This is a genomic window from Paraconexibacter sp. (assembly GCF_041602235.1).
Lineage (GTDB): Bacteria > Actinomycetota > Thermoleophilia > Solirubrobacterales > Solirubrobacteraceae > Paraconexibacter.
Genome location: NZ_JBFIGP010000073.1, coordinates 1 through 14,750, shown reverse-complemented (window position 1 = coordinate 14,750; position 14,750 = coordinate 1). Strand labels below are relative to the sequence as shown.

At 68.5% G+C, this 14,750-nt stretch carries 17 protein-coding genes and 1 pseudogene; 12 read left to right on the top strand and 6 right to left on the bottom strand.

Going from position 1 to position 14,750, the window contains the following annotated elements; translation table 11 throughout:
• From ABYE80_RS08290 to ABYE80_RS08280, 3 genes are all read left to right on the top strand, one after another.
• Window positions 1-275 (top strand): hypothetical protein (locus tag ABYE80_RS08290; protein ID WP_372789797.1); only part of this gene is annotated, 275 nt, incomplete at its 5' end.
• 13 nt (window positions 276-288) lie between these two features.
• A complete protein-coding gene (locus ABYE80_RS08285) occupies window positions 289-798 on the top strand; it encodes a cupin domain-containing protein (RefSeq protein WP_372789796.1) in 510 nt (169 codons plus the stop codon).
• Window positions 791-1,615, top strand: a complete 825-nt coding sequence (locus ABYE80_RS08280) for a class I SAM-dependent methyltransferase (protein ID WP_372789795.1) — start codon at window positions 791-793, stop codon at window positions 1,613-1,615. Before ABYE80_RS08285 ends, ABYE80_RS08280 begins: the two co-directional genes overlap by 8 nt.
• A 272-nt stretch (window positions 1,616-1,887) precedes the next feature.
• Here the strand turns inward: ABYE80_RS08280 and ABYE80_RS08275 are convergent, their stop codons facing one another.
• Window positions 1,888-2,670 (bottom strand): FAD-binding oxidoreductase, encoded by a 783-nt coding sequence (locus ABYE80_RS08275; protein WP_372789794.1) that lies wholly within the window; start codon window positions 2,668-2,670, stop codon window positions 1,888-1,890.
• Complete coding sequence (locus ABYE80_RS08270) at window positions 2,663-3,016, bottom strand: DUF488 domain-containing protein (RefSeq protein WP_372789793.1); 354 nt, start codon at window positions 3,014-3,016, stop codon at window positions 2,663-2,665. Before ABYE80_RS08270 ends, ABYE80_RS08275 begins: the two co-directional genes overlap by 8 nt.
• 173 nt (window positions 3,017-3,189) lie before the next feature.
• Between ABYE80_RS08270 and coxB the strand changes: the two genes are divergently transcribed.
• Window positions 3,190-3,966, top strand: coding sequence for a cytochrome c oxidase subunit II (coxB, locus tag ABYE80_RS08265; protein WP_372789792.1), 777 nt, complete (start codon window positions 3,190-3,192; stop codon window positions 3,964-3,966).
• Window positions 3,963-5,651, top strand: coding sequence for a cytochrome c oxidase subunit I (gene ctaD, locus ABYE80_RS08260; RefSeq protein WP_372789791.1), 1,689 nt, complete (start codon window positions 3,963-3,965; stop codon window positions 5,649-5,651). Before coxB ends, ctaD begins: the two co-directional genes overlap by 4 nt.
• A 482-nt stretch (window positions 5,652-6,133) precedes the next feature.
• Here ctaD and ABYE80_RS08255 read toward each other — a convergent pair whose 3' ends face one another.
• Window positions 6,134-6,853, bottom strand: coding sequence for a helix-turn-helix transcriptional regulator (locus ABYE80_RS08255; protein WP_372789790.1), 720 nt, complete (start codon window positions 6,851-6,853; stop codon window positions 6,134-6,136).
• 88 nt (window positions 6,854-6,941) lie between these two features.
• On the opposite strand from ABYE80_RS08255, the gene ABYE80_RS08250 reads away from it, so the two are divergent.
• The 5 genes from ABYE80_RS08250 to ABYE80_RS08230 all read left to right on the top strand — a co-directional run bounded on the left by ABYE80_RS08250 (window position 6,942) and on the right by ABYE80_RS08230 (window position 10,328).
• Complete coding sequence (locus tag ABYE80_RS08250) at window positions 6,942-7,211, top strand: ferredoxin family protein (RefSeq protein WP_372789798.1); 270 nt, start codon at window positions 6,942-6,944, stop codon at window positions 7,209-7,211.
• Window positions 7,208-7,924: a DUF542 domain-containing protein gene (locus tag ABYE80_RS08245; protein ID WP_372789789.1), complete on the top strand. Its 717-nt coding sequence runs from the start codon at window positions 7,208-7,210 to the stop codon at window positions 7,922-7,924. Before ABYE80_RS08250 ends, ABYE80_RS08245 begins: the two co-directional genes overlap by 4 nt.
• A 108-nt stretch (window positions 7,925-8,032) precedes the next feature.
• Window positions 8,033-9,232: a hypothetical protein gene (locus ABYE80_RS08240; RefSeq protein WP_372789788.1), complete on the top strand. Its 1,200-nt coding sequence runs from the start codon at window positions 8,033-8,035 to the stop codon at window positions 9,230-9,232.
• Window positions 9,233-9,295: 63 nt separating this feature from the next.
• Window positions 9,296-9,784, top strand: a complete 489-nt coding sequence (locus ABYE80_RS08235; RefSeq protein ID WP_372789787.1) for a hypothetical protein — start codon at window positions 9,296-9,298, stop codon at window positions 9,782-9,784.
• A 103-nt stretch (window positions 9,785-9,887) separates the two neighbouring features.
• Window positions 9,888-10,328, top strand: a complete 441-nt coding sequence (locus ABYE80_RS08230) for an OsmC family peroxiredoxin (RefSeq protein ID WP_372789786.1) — start codon at window positions 9,888-9,890, stop codon at window positions 10,326-10,328.
• Window positions 10,329-10,362: 34 nt separating this feature from the next.
• Here the strand turns inward: ABYE80_RS08230 and ABYE80_RS08225 are convergent, their stop codons facing one another.
• From ABYE80_RS08225 to ABYE80_RS08215, 3 genes are all read right to left on the bottom strand, one after another.
• The gene (locus ABYE80_RS08225; RefSeq protein WP_372789785.1) at window positions 10,363-10,863 is read right to left on the bottom strand and encodes a PAS domain S-box protein; all 501 of its coding nucleotides are present in this window, start codon (window positions 10,861-10,863) and stop codon (window positions 10,363-10,365) included.
• A complete protein-coding gene (locus ABYE80_RS08220; RefSeq protein ID WP_372789784.1) occupies window positions 10,860-11,342 on the bottom strand; it encodes a hypothetical protein in 483 nt (160 codons plus the stop codon). The genes ABYE80_RS08225 and ABYE80_RS08220 overlap by 4 nt, the downstream gene beginning before the upstream one ends.
• Before the next feature lie 101 nt (window positions 11,343-11,443).
• Window positions 11,444-12,688, bottom strand: coding sequence for an NAD(P)/FAD-dependent oxidoreductase (locus ABYE80_RS08215; RefSeq protein ID WP_372789783.1), 1,245 nt, complete (start codon window positions 12,686-12,688; stop codon window positions 11,444-11,446).
• A gap of 110 nt (window positions 12,689-12,798) precedes the next feature.
• Between ABYE80_RS08215 and ABYE80_RS08210 the strand changes: the two are divergent.
• Window positions 12,799-13,608, top strand: a pseudogene (locus ABYE80_RS08210) (patatin-like phospholipase family protein); the annotation flags it as partial.
• A gap of 424 nt (window positions 13,609-14,032) precedes the next feature.
• Window positions 14,033-14,620, top strand: coding sequence for a GTP cyclohydrolase I FolE (gene folE, locus ABYE80_RS08205; protein WP_372789782.1), 588 nt, complete (start codon window positions 14,033-14,035; stop codon window positions 14,618-14,620).
• Window positions 14,621-14,750 lie beyond the last annotated feature (130 nt).

The window sequence follows — 14,750 nt, the reverse complement described above, 5'->3', positions numbered from 1 at the left end:
GGATGCGTGAGTGGGAGGCCTACCTCGAGGACCTCGTCACGGCCCGCGTCCGCGCGGCCGTCGCGCCCGCGCGCCCGAGCCCGCACACGACGCGGCTGGTGAGCGCGCTGTTCGATCTCTCGACCTTCTCGTCGTTCCGCGCGCGTGGCGTCGCGGCCCGAACCGCCGCCAGGACGGTCGCCGGTCTCGCCGCCACGCTCGTGAACGACGCACAGCAGCGCCCACGATCCAACGGGAGTCGTCGCGAGTCGGCGCCTCCCGACGACCCATCCTGAGAGGGAGGCGACGATGTTCGATGCGAGTCCACAGCAACCACTCGACCCGGTGGCGATGCCACGGGAGGAGGGCGAGGCGCGGTGGTGGCTCGGCTGCCTGGCGGTGACGAAGCTCGCAGCCGCGGACACCGGGGGAGCCATGTCGATCGTGGAGATCACCGAGCCGCCCGGGGCCGAAGCTCCGCGCCACGTGCACCATCTCGAGGACGAGACGTTCTGGATCCTCGATGGCTCGGTCACCTTCGAGGTCGGCGGTACGACGTTCGAGGCGGGCCCCGGTGACCTGGCCTTCGGTCCGCGAGACGTGCCGCACAGCTACAAGGTGGGGCCACAGGGGTGCCGGATGCTGTTCATCCTCACTCCGGGTGGGTTCGAGCGCGCGATCGAGGCCATGAGCACGCCCGCGCGGACTCGCACTCTGCCGCCCGACACCGAGGCCCCGCCCGACATGACGGGGCTCGAGTCGCAGATCGCCGCATTCGGGTGCGAGATGGTCGAGGACGAAGGGGCCGGTCATGTCTGAGACGGCCGCTGCCGCCGCCGGGTCCGCCCGGCCCCAGGCAGACCTGTGGAGCGAGCGGGCCCAGGACTGGGCCGAGGTCATGGAGGGCTGGAACGGCTGGGGCATCCCCCTCTACCGGTACGTGCTGGACCACGTGACCGTGAGTACCGGCACCGCGGTGCTCGACGTCGGGTGCGGAGCAGGGCGCTTCAGCCGCATCGCGGCCGACCGCGGAGCGACGGTCGCCGGTCTGGACGCCACCGAGCCCCTGATCGAGATCGCCCGGACACGGGTGCTCGACGGCGACTTCCGCGTCGGCGAGATGGAGGCCCTGCCGTGGGCAGACGATTCGTTCGATGTCGTGACCGGCTTCAACTCGTTCTTCATCGCCGCCGACATGACGAACGCCCTGCGCGAGGCACGGCGTGTCGCACGCCCCGGGGGGACGGTGGCGCTGACCGTCTTCGGACGGCCCGAACGCTGTCAGTCCACCGAGGTGTTCTCCGCGCTGAAGCGCTTCGCACCGCCCGGGACCGGCCAGGCGTCGAGCGCACCCTCGGCTCCGGGACTGCATGAGGAAGGCGTGCTGGAGGCCCGGGCGACCGAGGCCGGACTGACGCCGCGGCACGCGACGTACCTTCCGTTCGCCGAGGAGTACCCGGACCTGGCGACGATGCTGCGGGGGTACCTCGCGGCCCCGCCGTTCGTCCGGGCCGCGCGTGCGGCGGGGGAGGACGCGGTCCGCGAGGCGCTCTCCGAGGCGCTGCGACCGCTCGAGACGCCGTCCGGGCGATACCGGTTGCGCGACGAGGTCCGGGTGCTGATCGCGTCCGCGTAGGGAGCGGGTGGGGTCCAGGCCGGCCGAGGATGGGGTCGCGCACCCATGGCTAGCGACCTCAGGCGGTGGCAGTCTGAACGTATGACCAATATCCCTGTGCCCGTCAAACGCGTTGCGTCGGACCCTCCGGTACCCACCCGGTCCGAGCAGGCACCGGAGGTGCGGAGGCCCGCACACGGGGTCAGCGTCGAGGAGATGGGTGCCGCTTCCTTCCCGGCCAGTGATCCGCCGGCCACGTGGACCTGGGACCCCAAGTAGCCCCAGGCGGGGGCCTACTGTCGAGAGCCACCCCCGGGCTCCGCGAAGAACGCCTCGGTGTGGACTCGGGGAGGTCGGGCACCGAGCGCCGAGACCGTGTCCGCGCAGGCTTCGACGAAGCCCGGAGCGCCCGCGATGAAGACGTCGTGATCGACGAGGTCGGCGCAGATGTCGGGCAGCACGGTCGGAACGCGACCGTGCAAGCCGGGCCCAGTCTCTCGGGTCGTGGTGCACGCGAAGCGGAACTGCGGGTGCGTCTGCTGCGCGCGCGTGAAGCGCTTGTGGTCCATCGCGTCGGCGGCCGTGCGAACTGAGAAGACGAGCGTCACCGAACTCCGGGTGCGTACCGACAGGGCCGCCTCGACCAGCGCCCGTTCCGGAGCCAAGCCTGACCCGGCCGCGAGCAACAGGCAGGGGGTCCTGGCCGCAACGTCGTCGACGAATGTGCCGTAGGGGCCCGAGATGCTGAGGTCGTCACCGACACGAACGTGGTCGTGGATCCACGGGCTGGTCGCACCGGAGGGCACGCGTGTCACCAGGAGCGAGATCAGCCCGTCGGGGCGAGGCGCGTTCGCGATCGAGTACGACCGTGGTGGGGTTCCGGCGTCACGGTCCTCCAGGAGGACGTACTCGCCAGGGCGATACGTGAGCCCGGAGGTCAGCGGGCGCAGCCAAAGCTCTCGGATCGTCGGCGTGCGGTTCTCGGTTCCGACCACTCGGTAGACCGCGTCGTCCGCTTGCGGGACAGGCGCACGCCACCCGCCGTCGGGGCTGTCCTGGGCGCGCGGTTCAGCCATTGATCAGGAAGTCGACAAGGACGACGGCGTTGTTGTGCTCACGATCGCGGGCGGCGTACAGCACGGTCAGCGGAGCGGTTGCAGCGCGTTCTCGCAGCAGGTCGATCTGCTCGGTCTGCTCAGCGAGTTCCCGTCGATACCCCGCGCGGAACCTCTCGAAGCGGTCGGGCACGTGGTCGAATGCCTTGCGCAGCGCGTCGCTGGGGGCGAGATCACGCGCCCACTGGTCCAGCTGTGCTCGCCCGCGGGAGATCCCCCGAGGCCAGACGTGGTCGATCAGGACGCGGTAGCCGTCGTCGTGGGCAGCAGGGTCGTAGATCCGCTTCGCGCGGACATCGCGCGTCATGGCTGCGCACCGGGCGCGAGCGCCGGTCGCGACGCCGACGTTCTCGAACGAGAGAGCGCGGTCCGCCCCCGGGGCGGTGAGGTTGTGGTCGCGGAGTGCACAGCGACGAGCATCTCATGTACATTTGCACAGTGAGACTGTGTAAATGGCATGGACCACCAGTCGCCGGCATCGTGGCGATCGGCGCGCTGCTCATGTCGGGCGCGGCGCCGGCAGGGGCCGGGACGTTGCTCCCCGAGCGCGGCGGTTCGCCCAACGCCGACCGCATCGCATCGTTGTACACCGTGGTGTTGGTCCTGGCCGGCGTGGTGTTCGTCGGGGTCACCGTCGCCCTGGTCTACGCCTTGGCCCGCTACCGAGCGAGCCGTAGCCCGGTGGCGGCACAGATCCACGGGAACACGCGACTGGAGGTCGTCTGGACCGTCGCCGCGACACTGCTGATCGTCGCACTCGCCGCCTACTCGTTGACGAAGCTCGGCGCTATCGAGAACCCGGACCAGGCGTCGGCCGGTTCGCTCGCTGCTGCAGCCGCCGCAGGAGTGCCTGCCGACGAGCGCGGCCAACTTCGCATCGAGGTCATCGGACGCCAGTACGTCTGGATGTTCAAGTACCCGAACGGGGCGTACTCCTACGAGGAGATGGTGGCGCCGGTCGGGGTGACGGTGAAGCTGGACATCGTCTCGGTTGACGTTGCGCACTCCTGGTGGATCCCGAAGCTGGGCGGCAAGTTCGACGCGCTGCCGGGCTACGTGAACCACACCTGGTTTCGCGCCAAGCAGGCCGGCGTGTATCGCGGGCAATGCGCTGAGCTGTGCGGCCGCAACCACGCGGACATGACGGCCAAGGTGCGCGCGGTACCACCGGCAGAATACGCGCGCTGGGTCGCACGACAGAAGCGCTTGATCGATGTTGCGCAGGGCGCAGTCGCTCGTAGGCAGGTGCAGCCATGACGCCGGCACAGACCGAACGCAGGGCTCGCCGCGAGGTGCTTCTGCCGCAGATCGTCGCCCACCGTGTCGCGCGAATGCCGCGGCCGGCCTGGACAGGGTGGGTCACGACAACCGATCACAAGCGGATCGGCGTCCTGTACCTGGTCACAGCGATGTCGTTCATGTTGCTCGGCGGGGTCGAGGCGCTGCTCATGCGCTCACAGCTCGCCCAGGCCGACAACACCCTGCTGAACCCGCAGGTCTACAACCAGATCATGACCATGCACGGCACGACGATGGTGTTCCTCGTCGTCATGCCGTTGTGGGCAGGGTTCGCCAACTACCTCGTGCCTCTCCAGGTGGGGGCGCGCGACATGGCCTTCCCCCGGCTGAACGCGCTGTCCTACTGGCTCTTCCTCGCCGGTGGCATCGTGTTCTACGCATCGGTGTTCTTCACGCCGCCGGAAGCCGGATGGACGGCCTACACGCCGCTGTCGTCCGGTCCGTTCATCCCCGGCAACGGGACCGACGCATGGATCTTCCTCATCCACCTCACCGGCATCAGTTCGATCCTCGGCTCGCTGAACATGACGGTGACGATCGCGAATATGCGAGCACCGGGAATGGGATGGAGTCGTCTGCCGCTGTTCTGCTGGTCGCTGATCGCGCAGGCGATCATGATTCTTCTGACGCTTCCGGTCATCGCCGGAGCGGTCACGATGCTTCTCACTGACCGACACTTCGGGACCTGCTTCTTCGATCCGTCGTGTGGAGGGTCGGCGATGCTCTGGCAGCACCTGTTCTGGTTCTTCGGGCATCCCGAGGTCTACATCATGATCTTGCCCGCGTTCGGGGTGATCTCCGAGGTGCTGCCGGTGTTCGCCCGCAAGCCGATCTTCGGCTACAAGGCGATCGCCGCGTCGAGTATCGGCATCGCTTTCCTGTCGATGCTCGTGTGGGCGCATCACATGTTCGCCACGCCGCTTGCCACTGCGGCGCTCGTGTTCTTCATGTTGTCCTCGATGTTGATCGCAATTCCCACCGGGGTGAAGGTGCTCAACTGGGTCGCGACACTGTTTCGCGGCTCGATCGTGCTGGCGACGCCGTTGTACTTCGCGGCCGGCTTCCTCGTCCTGTTCACGCTGGGCGGGATCACCGGGGTGATGCTCGCGATCTTCCCGATCGACCGTCAGGTCACGGACACCTACTTCGTCGTGGCGCACTTCCATTTCGTGCTGGTTGCCGGGGCGGTCTCTGGCGTCATGGCCGCGGTGTACTTCTGGTTCCCGAAGATCACCGGCCGGATGCTCGACGAGCGGTTGGGCAAGGTGTCCTTCTGGCTGCAGTTCGTCGGGTTCCTCGGCACCTTCCTGATCCAGCATTCGCTCGGTCTGTCCGGGATGCCGAGGCGCATCTACACCTACGGGTCCGACACGGGGTGGGAGGTCTCCAACCTGGTCTCCACCGTCGGGGCGTTCATCCTCGCCGCTGGTGTTCTGGTGACCGTCGTCAACGTCGCGCGCAGCTTGCGTCGAGGGATCACGGCCGGTCCTGACCCCTGGAAGGGGAACACGCTCGAGTGGTTCACGACGTCGCCGCCGCCGCCGCACAACTTCGACGTCGTCCCGCGGGTCCGGTCGGTCGAGCCCATGCAGAAGATCCGCGAGCAGATCCGCGAGAGCGCGGGGAAAGGGAACGGACGATGAACGAGATGATCATCGTGCTCATGCTCCATCTTGGGGCGGTGTGCGCCGGGGGGATGCTCCTCGTCGTGGCCCTCATGACGGACACTGCCGGCGACGCCCCGGGAGGGGAGGGAGGTGGAGGCGGCAGCCCGCCCCCGCCCGACGGGTCGCCCGGGGGGCCGCCTTTGCCCGATGCGGTACCGGCGCGGACGCGTCTGCGGGGCCCCGGTCCACATCACCGACCCCCGTCCCGTTCGCGTTCAGGGCGGCGTCATCCATCGCTCCCGAGTCGCGAGCCGGCTCGGACAGCGCAACCGGAACGGTCGGGAGGATGATGCGAGTGATGGCGACCACCGAGCTGGAGATGGCGGCCGTCGCGCGTTGGGTCGACGACGGAGGTCGCGTCATGACTCTCGACGTCGGAGCCGCGCAGCCCATCGAAACGGGTGCGACCGGGGGTGAGCGGCGCGAGCGCCCCGACGCCCCCGCGGTCGACGCGACGGCTACCGGTCCGACTCGGTCGACTCGCGCTCTGCGGCCGTCGTAGCCAGTCCGCCGCGGAGTTCGATGAGACACCCGGCGGTGTCGGGGTCACGCGCCACGAACTCGGTGAGTTCGGTCGTGGGGGCGATCATCTCGAGCAGTCCGAGCGTGACTCCACGATGAAGTGTGCAAACGACCTGTCGGCTGTCGCGCGCGACGTCGCGATAGGGGCAATTGCACAGGCGGTAGCTCAGCGCGCCCGACGGTTCGACGCTCTGTGTCGGGGAGAAGCCCATCGAAGCCAGCGAGGTGCGCATGAGCTCGTCCGGACCTGCGGGCAGGTCTGACGAATCGGGCGCACTCGACGGCGCAAGGCGGCGACCGATCTCTTTGCCTGCGGCCTCGACCGCTCGCTGACTGGTCTTGCCCGACGAGACGATCCCGGCGAGCCAGCGTCCGAGTTCAGCGTACGCGTGGGGCGGGGCGCCGCCGGGTTGGGCGCCCGCGGCGATTGACCACATGTCGCGTGGGCGACCGACACTCTGCCGGGAGCGATGACGTTCGAGCAGGCCCGCGTCGAGCATCCGCTCGAGATGAAGGCGCACGCCGTTGGGGTGCAGTTCGAGGCGCTCGGCCATCTCTTCGGTGCCCGCTGGCCGACGCAGCTCGCTCAGCTCCTCGAACAGCCGCGCGCGTGTGCGCTGGGTCAGGACGTCGTGGGCGCGGTCGGGAAGATCCACGAGGGAAGTTTTGCATACGAGGAATGGGAAAACCAACCGCGATGGTGTAATTTTCACAGTACAAGTGTGTAAATCAAGGAGGATGGCCGTGGCGTACGTCATCAACGAACCCTGCATCGCGACGAAGGACACGTCGTGTGTCGAGGTCTGTCCCGTGGATTGCATCCACCCCGCACCCGGGGAGCCCGATTTCGACGAGGCCGTCCAGCTCTACATCGACCCCGAGGAGTGCATCGACTGCGATGCCTGCGTGGAGGCCTGTCCGGTCGACGCGATCACCCCGGAGGACCAGGTCCCGGACGAGTGGCAGAAGTACATCGAGATCAATGCCGCGTACTACCGGAAGTCCGGATCATGACCCGTGAACCTGAAGCCGATCAGAACGAGACTCTCGGTGGTCTCGTCACCAGCACGCCGGGGGCGGCCGAGGTGTTCGAGACACTCGGACTGGACTACTGCTGTGGTGGCGCGCAGAGCCTCGGCGACGCCTGCCGACGTCACGGTCTGGACGTGCAGGCCGTACGCCTGCTGCTCCAGGCGTCCCGCGCGAAGGGCGCCGGGGACGGCCCTGATCCACATGACCTGACGCGAGCGTCGATGCGCGAGCTCTGTGAGCACATCGTTGTTCGCCATCACGGCCCGTTGCGTGTCGCGCTCACCCGGATGACCAAGCTCCTGGCGACCGTGGCGCGCGTGCACGGGGCTGTGCACCCCGAGCTCGTCGACCTGCAGAGCGCGTTCAAAGCGCTCCGCACGGAACTCGAGGAGCACCTGCTGGTCGAGGAGGAAACGCTGTTCCCGGCCTGTGCGACTCTCGACGACACCACGGCCGCGCCGCTCCCCGACGACGTGATCGAGCATCTGCGCGACGAACACCGTGGTGTGGGCGAGGCGTTGGGGGTGATTCGTGAACTCTGTGACGGCTTCGACGAGAGCCGCGCCGTGTGCGCAAGCCATCGCCAGTTGCTCAGCGGGCTGCGCAGCTTCGAGCTGGACATGCATCAGCACGTCCACGAGGAGAACAACATCCTCTTCCCGCGTGCGCTGGCTCATGCCGCGCCCGGCCCCTGACATCCGGTGACGTCCCCTCCCGTAGCCGCAGGTGCCGCGCCACTGCCGTCCGGGCGCCGCTGTCGCCCCCGTGAGTTCGAGCCCGGGGCACCCAGGCCGAGTCTCCTGTTGACGTCGTTCTTCGGGGCCGCGCTGATCATGCTTGTCGCGTCCGCGGTCGCGCTAGCCGCGTACGCCGCGACGGGGGACCCCCGCGTGCGTTGGCTGGCACTCCATCTCGCACTGCTCGGCGGCGTGTCGCAACTGGTGCTTGGAGCCGGCCAATTCTTCGTCTGCGCCTTCCTGACCACGACACCTCCTCGGCGGGCGCTCGTCGCCGCCCAGCTTGCGCTGTGGAACGCCGGCACGGTGCTCGTTGCGGTCGGTGTCACGGTGATCGGAACTTGGGCTGTCGACGTCGGCGCCATGGCGCTGGCCGCAGGACTGGTGGCCTTCGTCGGTTCCCTGCACGCAATGCAGCGACGCTCGTTGCAACGGGCCAGATGGGCGGTCCGTTGGTACGTCGCCTCGTCGGCCTGTCTCGGAGGCGGGCTGATCATCGGAGTTCTCCTGGCCCGCGGGACAGGGTGGTCGCACGGGTCGCTGCTGGGGGCACACCTTGCGTTGAACGTCGCCGGATGGCTTGGTACGGCGATCGTCGGCACCCTCCACACGTTCATCCCTTCCCTGACGTCCACGAAGCTGCGGTTCGAGGGGCTCCAGGGCCCGACCTTCGGTTTGTGGGTCGGAGGCGTGCTCGCTCTCGCGCTGGGTGCAGCCTTCGCCAGCGACACCGTCGTTGTCGCGGCCTGGGCGTCACTGGCGGGCGGCGCAGGCGCGCTGGCCGTCAACGTCGCGGCTTCCGTGCGTGCCGCACCGATCGCTCTCGCGCTTCCCGCGCGGCTGATCGCGGTCGCCCAGCTGTTCCTGCTCGCGGGGATCACCGTGGCGCTCGTCGCTACAGCGAACCACGGCTCTGCCGAGCCGTTCGTAGGGCGCGCCCGTGGTCCGTTGACGAACTTCCTGCTGATCGGATGGATCGGGATGACGGTTGCGGGAGCGCTGCTGCACCTGCTGGCGGTGCTCGGACGGATTCGGAACTTCCGGAACGCGATCCCGACCGCGAGACCCGCCCGCGACGGCGCTTTCGTTGGGCTGGCAGGGACGGCCGTCACCGCGCGAGCGCTGTCGTATGCCTCGGGGTTCGACGTGCTGCTCACACCTGCGACGGTCGTCGTCATCCTGGGGGCAGGTCTGCTCGCCCTCCGGATCCTGGCGTTGGCCGGACGCGCCGCGCGGACCGGCCGGCGGCGTCTGCAACCACAGTGAGCGGCGCGGCGGTCTTCCCGCTGGGCGCAGCGGCAGCGAGCAAGGAGCGCGTATCTTTTGCCTATGACGACTGTGCAAACGATGGGATGGCATGACGCCGAGCGCGACGGTCGTGTCTGGATCTTCGTCGGGCTCGGCGCCGTCCTGGTCATCGCGGGCGGGCTCGTTGCCGCGGTCAACTCCGCAGCACCCTTCGCCCACGGGTCTTGGCTCGCCGCCTACCTGGTGCTCGTCGGGGGAGTCGCGCAGGTCGGTCTCGGAGCCGGGCGCCTCGCCGTGGCCGCGCCTGTCCCCTCAGCACGGTTGTGGCGTCTGCAGGTTGTCGGCTGGAACGCCGGCAATGCAGCGGTGATCGTCGGCGTCCTGGCCGACTCGACGGTGACCGTCGTCGCGGGAAGCGCCCCGCTGCTGATCGCGTTGGGCGCCTTCGTGGTCGGCGCGCAGGCGTCGTGGGCGCGGGCACGGGCTCGCGCGCTGGCCTACGACGCGTTTGCACTGATGCTCGCGATCAGCGTCGTGATCGGATGCTTCCTCTCTGACCCCGCGTCGTAGGTCCCACACGGTACGACCGACGTTCGGGGCCTCTCCGGGTTTTTACACTGGCTCATGTGTAATGTTGCCGAGACCTGATAAACGTGACGCCAAGGGAGAATGCATGTCGATCGCGGTTCGTACGGCTGAGACGGTATGGGAAGGGGAACTCGGCAGCGGTCGTGGCACCCTGGGCGCGGGAAGTGGTGCGTTCACAGACCAGGAGGTCACCTGGGCCTCGCGGACCGAGCGCTCGAATGGGAAGACCAGCCCCGAGGAGCTCTGCGCGGCTGCCCATTCCTCGTGCTTCTCGATGGCGCTGGCCCTCAAGCTCGGGGAGAAGGACCTCGTTGCTGAACGCCTCCAGGTACGGGCGGCAGTAACGCTCGCCGAGGTCGCGGGTCTGCCCACGATCGCGACGTCCGCATTGGAGGTCGAGGCACGCGTCCCGAACGCCGACGACGCGACGTTCCAGGCGATCGTTGCGGAGGCCGCGGAGCTCTGTCCCGTGTCGCGCCTGTTCACCGGTGCCGAGGTGACGGTCACCGCCAGGCTGGCGCAGTAGCGTCGGCGCAGTCACCCGTCGCGGCGGATGACAGTCACGACTTGAGCGCGCCCGCACTGGCGCGCTCTTCCTTCTGCGCCTGCCACTGCGCGGTGACGTCCCTGAGGGTCGCCCGGACGGCACCGACCTCACCGCTGGCGTTCGACAGGAGCGCGACGGTGAACTCCACCGAGATCTGGGAACCGTCTGCCCGCAACGCTGGAACCGCGAGCAGGCGTCCTGAGTGGCGGCTCGTCCCGTGGGCAACCGCCCGGTGGAATCCGTCCCAGTGGCGCTCGCGCAGCCGCTCCGGAATGATGATGTCGAGCGACGCGCCTATCGCCTGCTCGCGCGAGTACTGAAACATCGACTCGGCCGACTGATTGAGGTAGCGGATGACACCTGCGGCATCGGTCACGATCACGGCGTCATCGGTGATCTCCTCGAGGTGTGGCTCGAAGATGTCCATCGAGAAATCTTCGCGGCCGGCCGACGGGCAGGTGCCGAGCGCCTCGGCACCTGCGTCGTCCGGCGTGCGGTGGTACGGCTGCGTCATGACCGGCGGAACCGCAGCGGCGGGTCGTACACCGACGCGAGGCGGCCGAGCGTGACGGCGGCGAGCATGAGGCCGAAGTCGCGCAGGGCGATGTCGTAGAAGCCCGAGTAGGTCAGGAGGTTGATCACGATCCCGGCCAGCCAGGCGGCTACGACGTAGGCCCCGTAGCGAGGCTTGAGCGCCACCGCGAGGCCCGCGATGATCTCGGTGACTCCTACGAAGTACATGAACTCCTGTCCGGTGCCCGGTGCGATGTCGTTGATCCACGGTGCGAGGTAGGTCGGCCAGTCGACGAGGACGTTGGCGAACTTGTCGATGCCGAACGCGATCGGGGCGATGGTGAAGGCGAGCCGCATGAGAGCGAAGGCCTGGTAGCGCGGGTCGCGCCAGTCAGCCTCTGCGCCGGAGGCGTGCGCGCCGTGAGCGGTGGCCCTGCTGTCGAGATTGATCGTCTTGTCGGGGTGTTTGGTGGCAGCCATGGTGACTCCTCGTTCGTGTCAGGCGTACGTTGCGGGTTGCGGTCTCGAAGGGTTTGGCGTCAGCGCGTCGCTGCTTCTTACGCTCGGTCGCTCCTGGGAACTCATGTCGAGCTCACCGGGGCCGACGGCAGCAGCTCATCGATCGGGATGCTGGGGTCGCTGAGGTGTCGGGGCTCGACCACCATGCGATCCTGGATGAGGCGGCGGATCGAGTCGCTGACGTCCCAGACGTTGACGTTGATCCCCGCCACCACGCGGTGATCTGCGACCCAGAAGGCGACGAACTCACGCGAGGCAGGGTCGCCGCGGAAGACGACACGATCCCCGGGGTGGGTGAAGCCGGAGTACTCCATGCCGACGTCGTACTGGTCGGAGAAGAAGTACGGCAGGCGGTCGTAGGTGTCCGAGTGACCCAGCATGTTGCGAGCCGCGACCGGTGCCTGGTGCAGAGCGTTTGCCCAGTGCTCAGCGCGGATGCGCTCTCCGTAGAAGGGGTGGTGAGCGTTCGCGACATCGCCGGCGGCGTACACGCCGGGCACGCTCGTGCACAGATGCTCGTCGACCAGGATCCCGTTCTCGACGGCGATCCCGGCGTGCTCGGCAAGCTCGGTACGCGGCTGGGCGCCGACGCCGACGACGACGAAGTCGCAGTCGAGTGAACGACCATCCGTGGTGCGGACCCGCTCGACCGACGTCGCTCCTTCGAACGCTGCCACCCCGGCGCCCATCAGCATCTGCACGCCGTGGTCGTCGTGCGCATCGCGGTACACCGTTCCGATCTCCGTGCCCAGTACGCGCTCCAGCGGAACGGTCATCGGATCGATGACCGTGACGTCGAGGCCTCGTTGACGCGCGGAGGCTGCGAACTCGGCTCCGATCCATCCGGCCCCGATCACGACAACTGCGCCACCCTGATCGAGTCGCATGCGCAGGAGGTCCGCGTCCTGCAACGAGCGCAGGTAGAGCACGCCCTCGAGGTCCGCCCCCGGGATCCGGAGCCGACTTGCCCGCGCGCCGGTCGCCAGCAGCAGGCGGTCGAAGCGCACCTGCTCACCGCCGTCGAGCGTCAGCAGGCTCGCGCCGGTGTCGAGTGACACGGCGGTACGTCCTTGCAGGAGTTCGATGTCGTGCTCCGCGTAGAAGTCCTCGTCGTGGACGTAGACCTTGTCCCGTCCCGCCTCGCCGCGCAGGTACTCCTTGGAAAGTGGAGGACGTTCGTACGGTCGCTCGTTCTCAGCGCCGATGAGCACCACGCGTCCGTCGAAGCCTTCGGTGCGCAGCGTCTCAGCCGCTCTTGCGCCGGCGAGGCTTGCGCCGACGATCACGAATGTCTGGTCAGTAGCCACGATTCGTCCTCGTTCTTCGGGGGTCTGACTCGTTCGCGTCGTCGGCACGAGTTCTCTTACGGACACGTCGCGTCGCGTAAGACCCGACGCGCGGTCGACGCTCAACTCACATGACGCGCAGTACGACATCGAAGGTCGCATTCGTGCTTTCGGGCGGAGCCAGCCTCGGCGCGATCCAGGTCGGCATGCTGCGGGCGCTGTACGAGCGCGACGTCGTCCCCGACGTCATCGTCGGGACGTCGGTCGGTGCGATGAACGGTGCGTTCATCGCGTCGCGACCGCAGACCGTGGAGACCGCCGACTCCCTGGCGGCCGTCTGGCGCGGACTGAAGCGCGGGCAGGTCTTCCCGATGAACCCGCTGACCGGGCTGCTCGGGTTCCTCGGCGCCCGCGACCACCTCGTGCCCGCCTCCGGACTCCGGAGGCTGATCGGGAGAAACGTGCAGCACCAGGAGCTCCAAGAGCTGCCGATCGATCTGCACGTCGTCGCCGTCGACGTGCTCAGCGGAGAAGAGCTGCGTCTGTCACGGGGACCCGTCACGGACGCGGTCCTCGCGAGTGCCGCGATTCCCGGTGTGATCGCTCCGGTGCACTGGGAGGAGCGCACGCTCATGGACGGAGGCGTCGCCAACAACACGCCCATCTCGCACGCGATCGAACTCGGAGCCCAGACGATCTACGTGTTGCCGACCGGACATGCCTGCGACCTGCTCAGGCCACCGGGGGGCGCGCTTGCCATCGCGCTGCACGCCATCAGCCTGCTCACCCAGCGACGCCTGATCAAGGACATCGAGCGTCACCGGGGGGCTGCTCGGCTGGTCGTGCTGCCACCTCCGTGCCCACTCGACATCCAACCGATCGACTTCGCGCACGCCGACGAGCTGATCGAGCGTGCCCTGCAGGACGCTCGGGACTTCCTTGACGGTGGCGGCGAAGATCGCCCCCCGATCCACATGACGATGCACCGGCACTCGCACGCGCACGAACCACGGTCCCAACGAGCCGGTCACGACCTCGCCGGCGAGGGTGAACGAGGCGACACCGAGGCTCCGCGACGGATCGTCGAGTGGCGTCGCGCACGGCTGCTCGCCGCTGGACTTCCGGCCGACCTCGCGGCGGTGCTCGCTGCCGATCGCTCCGTCGACCTCCACGGGTTCCTCGGGCTCGTCGACAGCGGGTGCTCGCCCGAGCTGGCGGCGCGGATCCTGGCGCCGGCCGAGGGCTGGGGCGACGCCGACTGACGTCCCGCCGCCCCACCCGACGCGGAAAGGATCTCGCGGCAGGTAAGAAACACAGGCGGGGCGACGCTGACACGTTCACGATGCTCGACCACCACCCCACAACGTGACCGTTTCGAGCCTGCCGGCGCACCGTCTGCGGCCTCAGGTCGATGTCTCCGCCGCCGAACAAGCGGCAGCCGCGCTGCTGACGGCCCTGGGCACGGACCTGTCGGGGGAGAGCCTGCGCGATACGCCGCGCAGGATGGCGGGCGCGCTCGCCGAGATGCTCACCCCCGCGCCGTTCAGGCTCACGACGTTTCCCAACGACGCCGGATACGACGAGCTCGTCGTGGCCCGCTCCATCGAGTTCCACTCGCTGTGCGAGCACCACCTGCTGCCGTTCGTGGGGGTCGCACACGTCGGGTACCTCCCGGACGAGCGCATCGTCGGTCTCTCGAAGCTCGCGCGGGTCGTGGAGCACGCGGCGCGCGCGCTGCAGGTGCAGGAGCGCCTCACCCAGCAGGTGAGCGACTGGCTCCAGCAGGAGCTGCAGCCGAAAGGGGTCGGTGTGGTGATCGAAGCCGAGCACCTGTGCATGTCGCTGCGTGGGGTGCAGAAGCGCGGGACGAAGACCGTCACGTCGGCCCTCCACGGCCTGATCCGCGACGACCTGCGAACCCGACAGGAGTTCCTTGCCCTCGCCCGCAGCTAGCCACCTGCCGGGCAGCCGTGCCTCACGCGACACCCTCGCTGGTAGCGTCGGGTCGATGGCGAGCACCGCTGCGAGCGGGCCATCCGGACCGAACGACGCCGACACCGAGCAGTGGCTCGCTGCCCTGCGC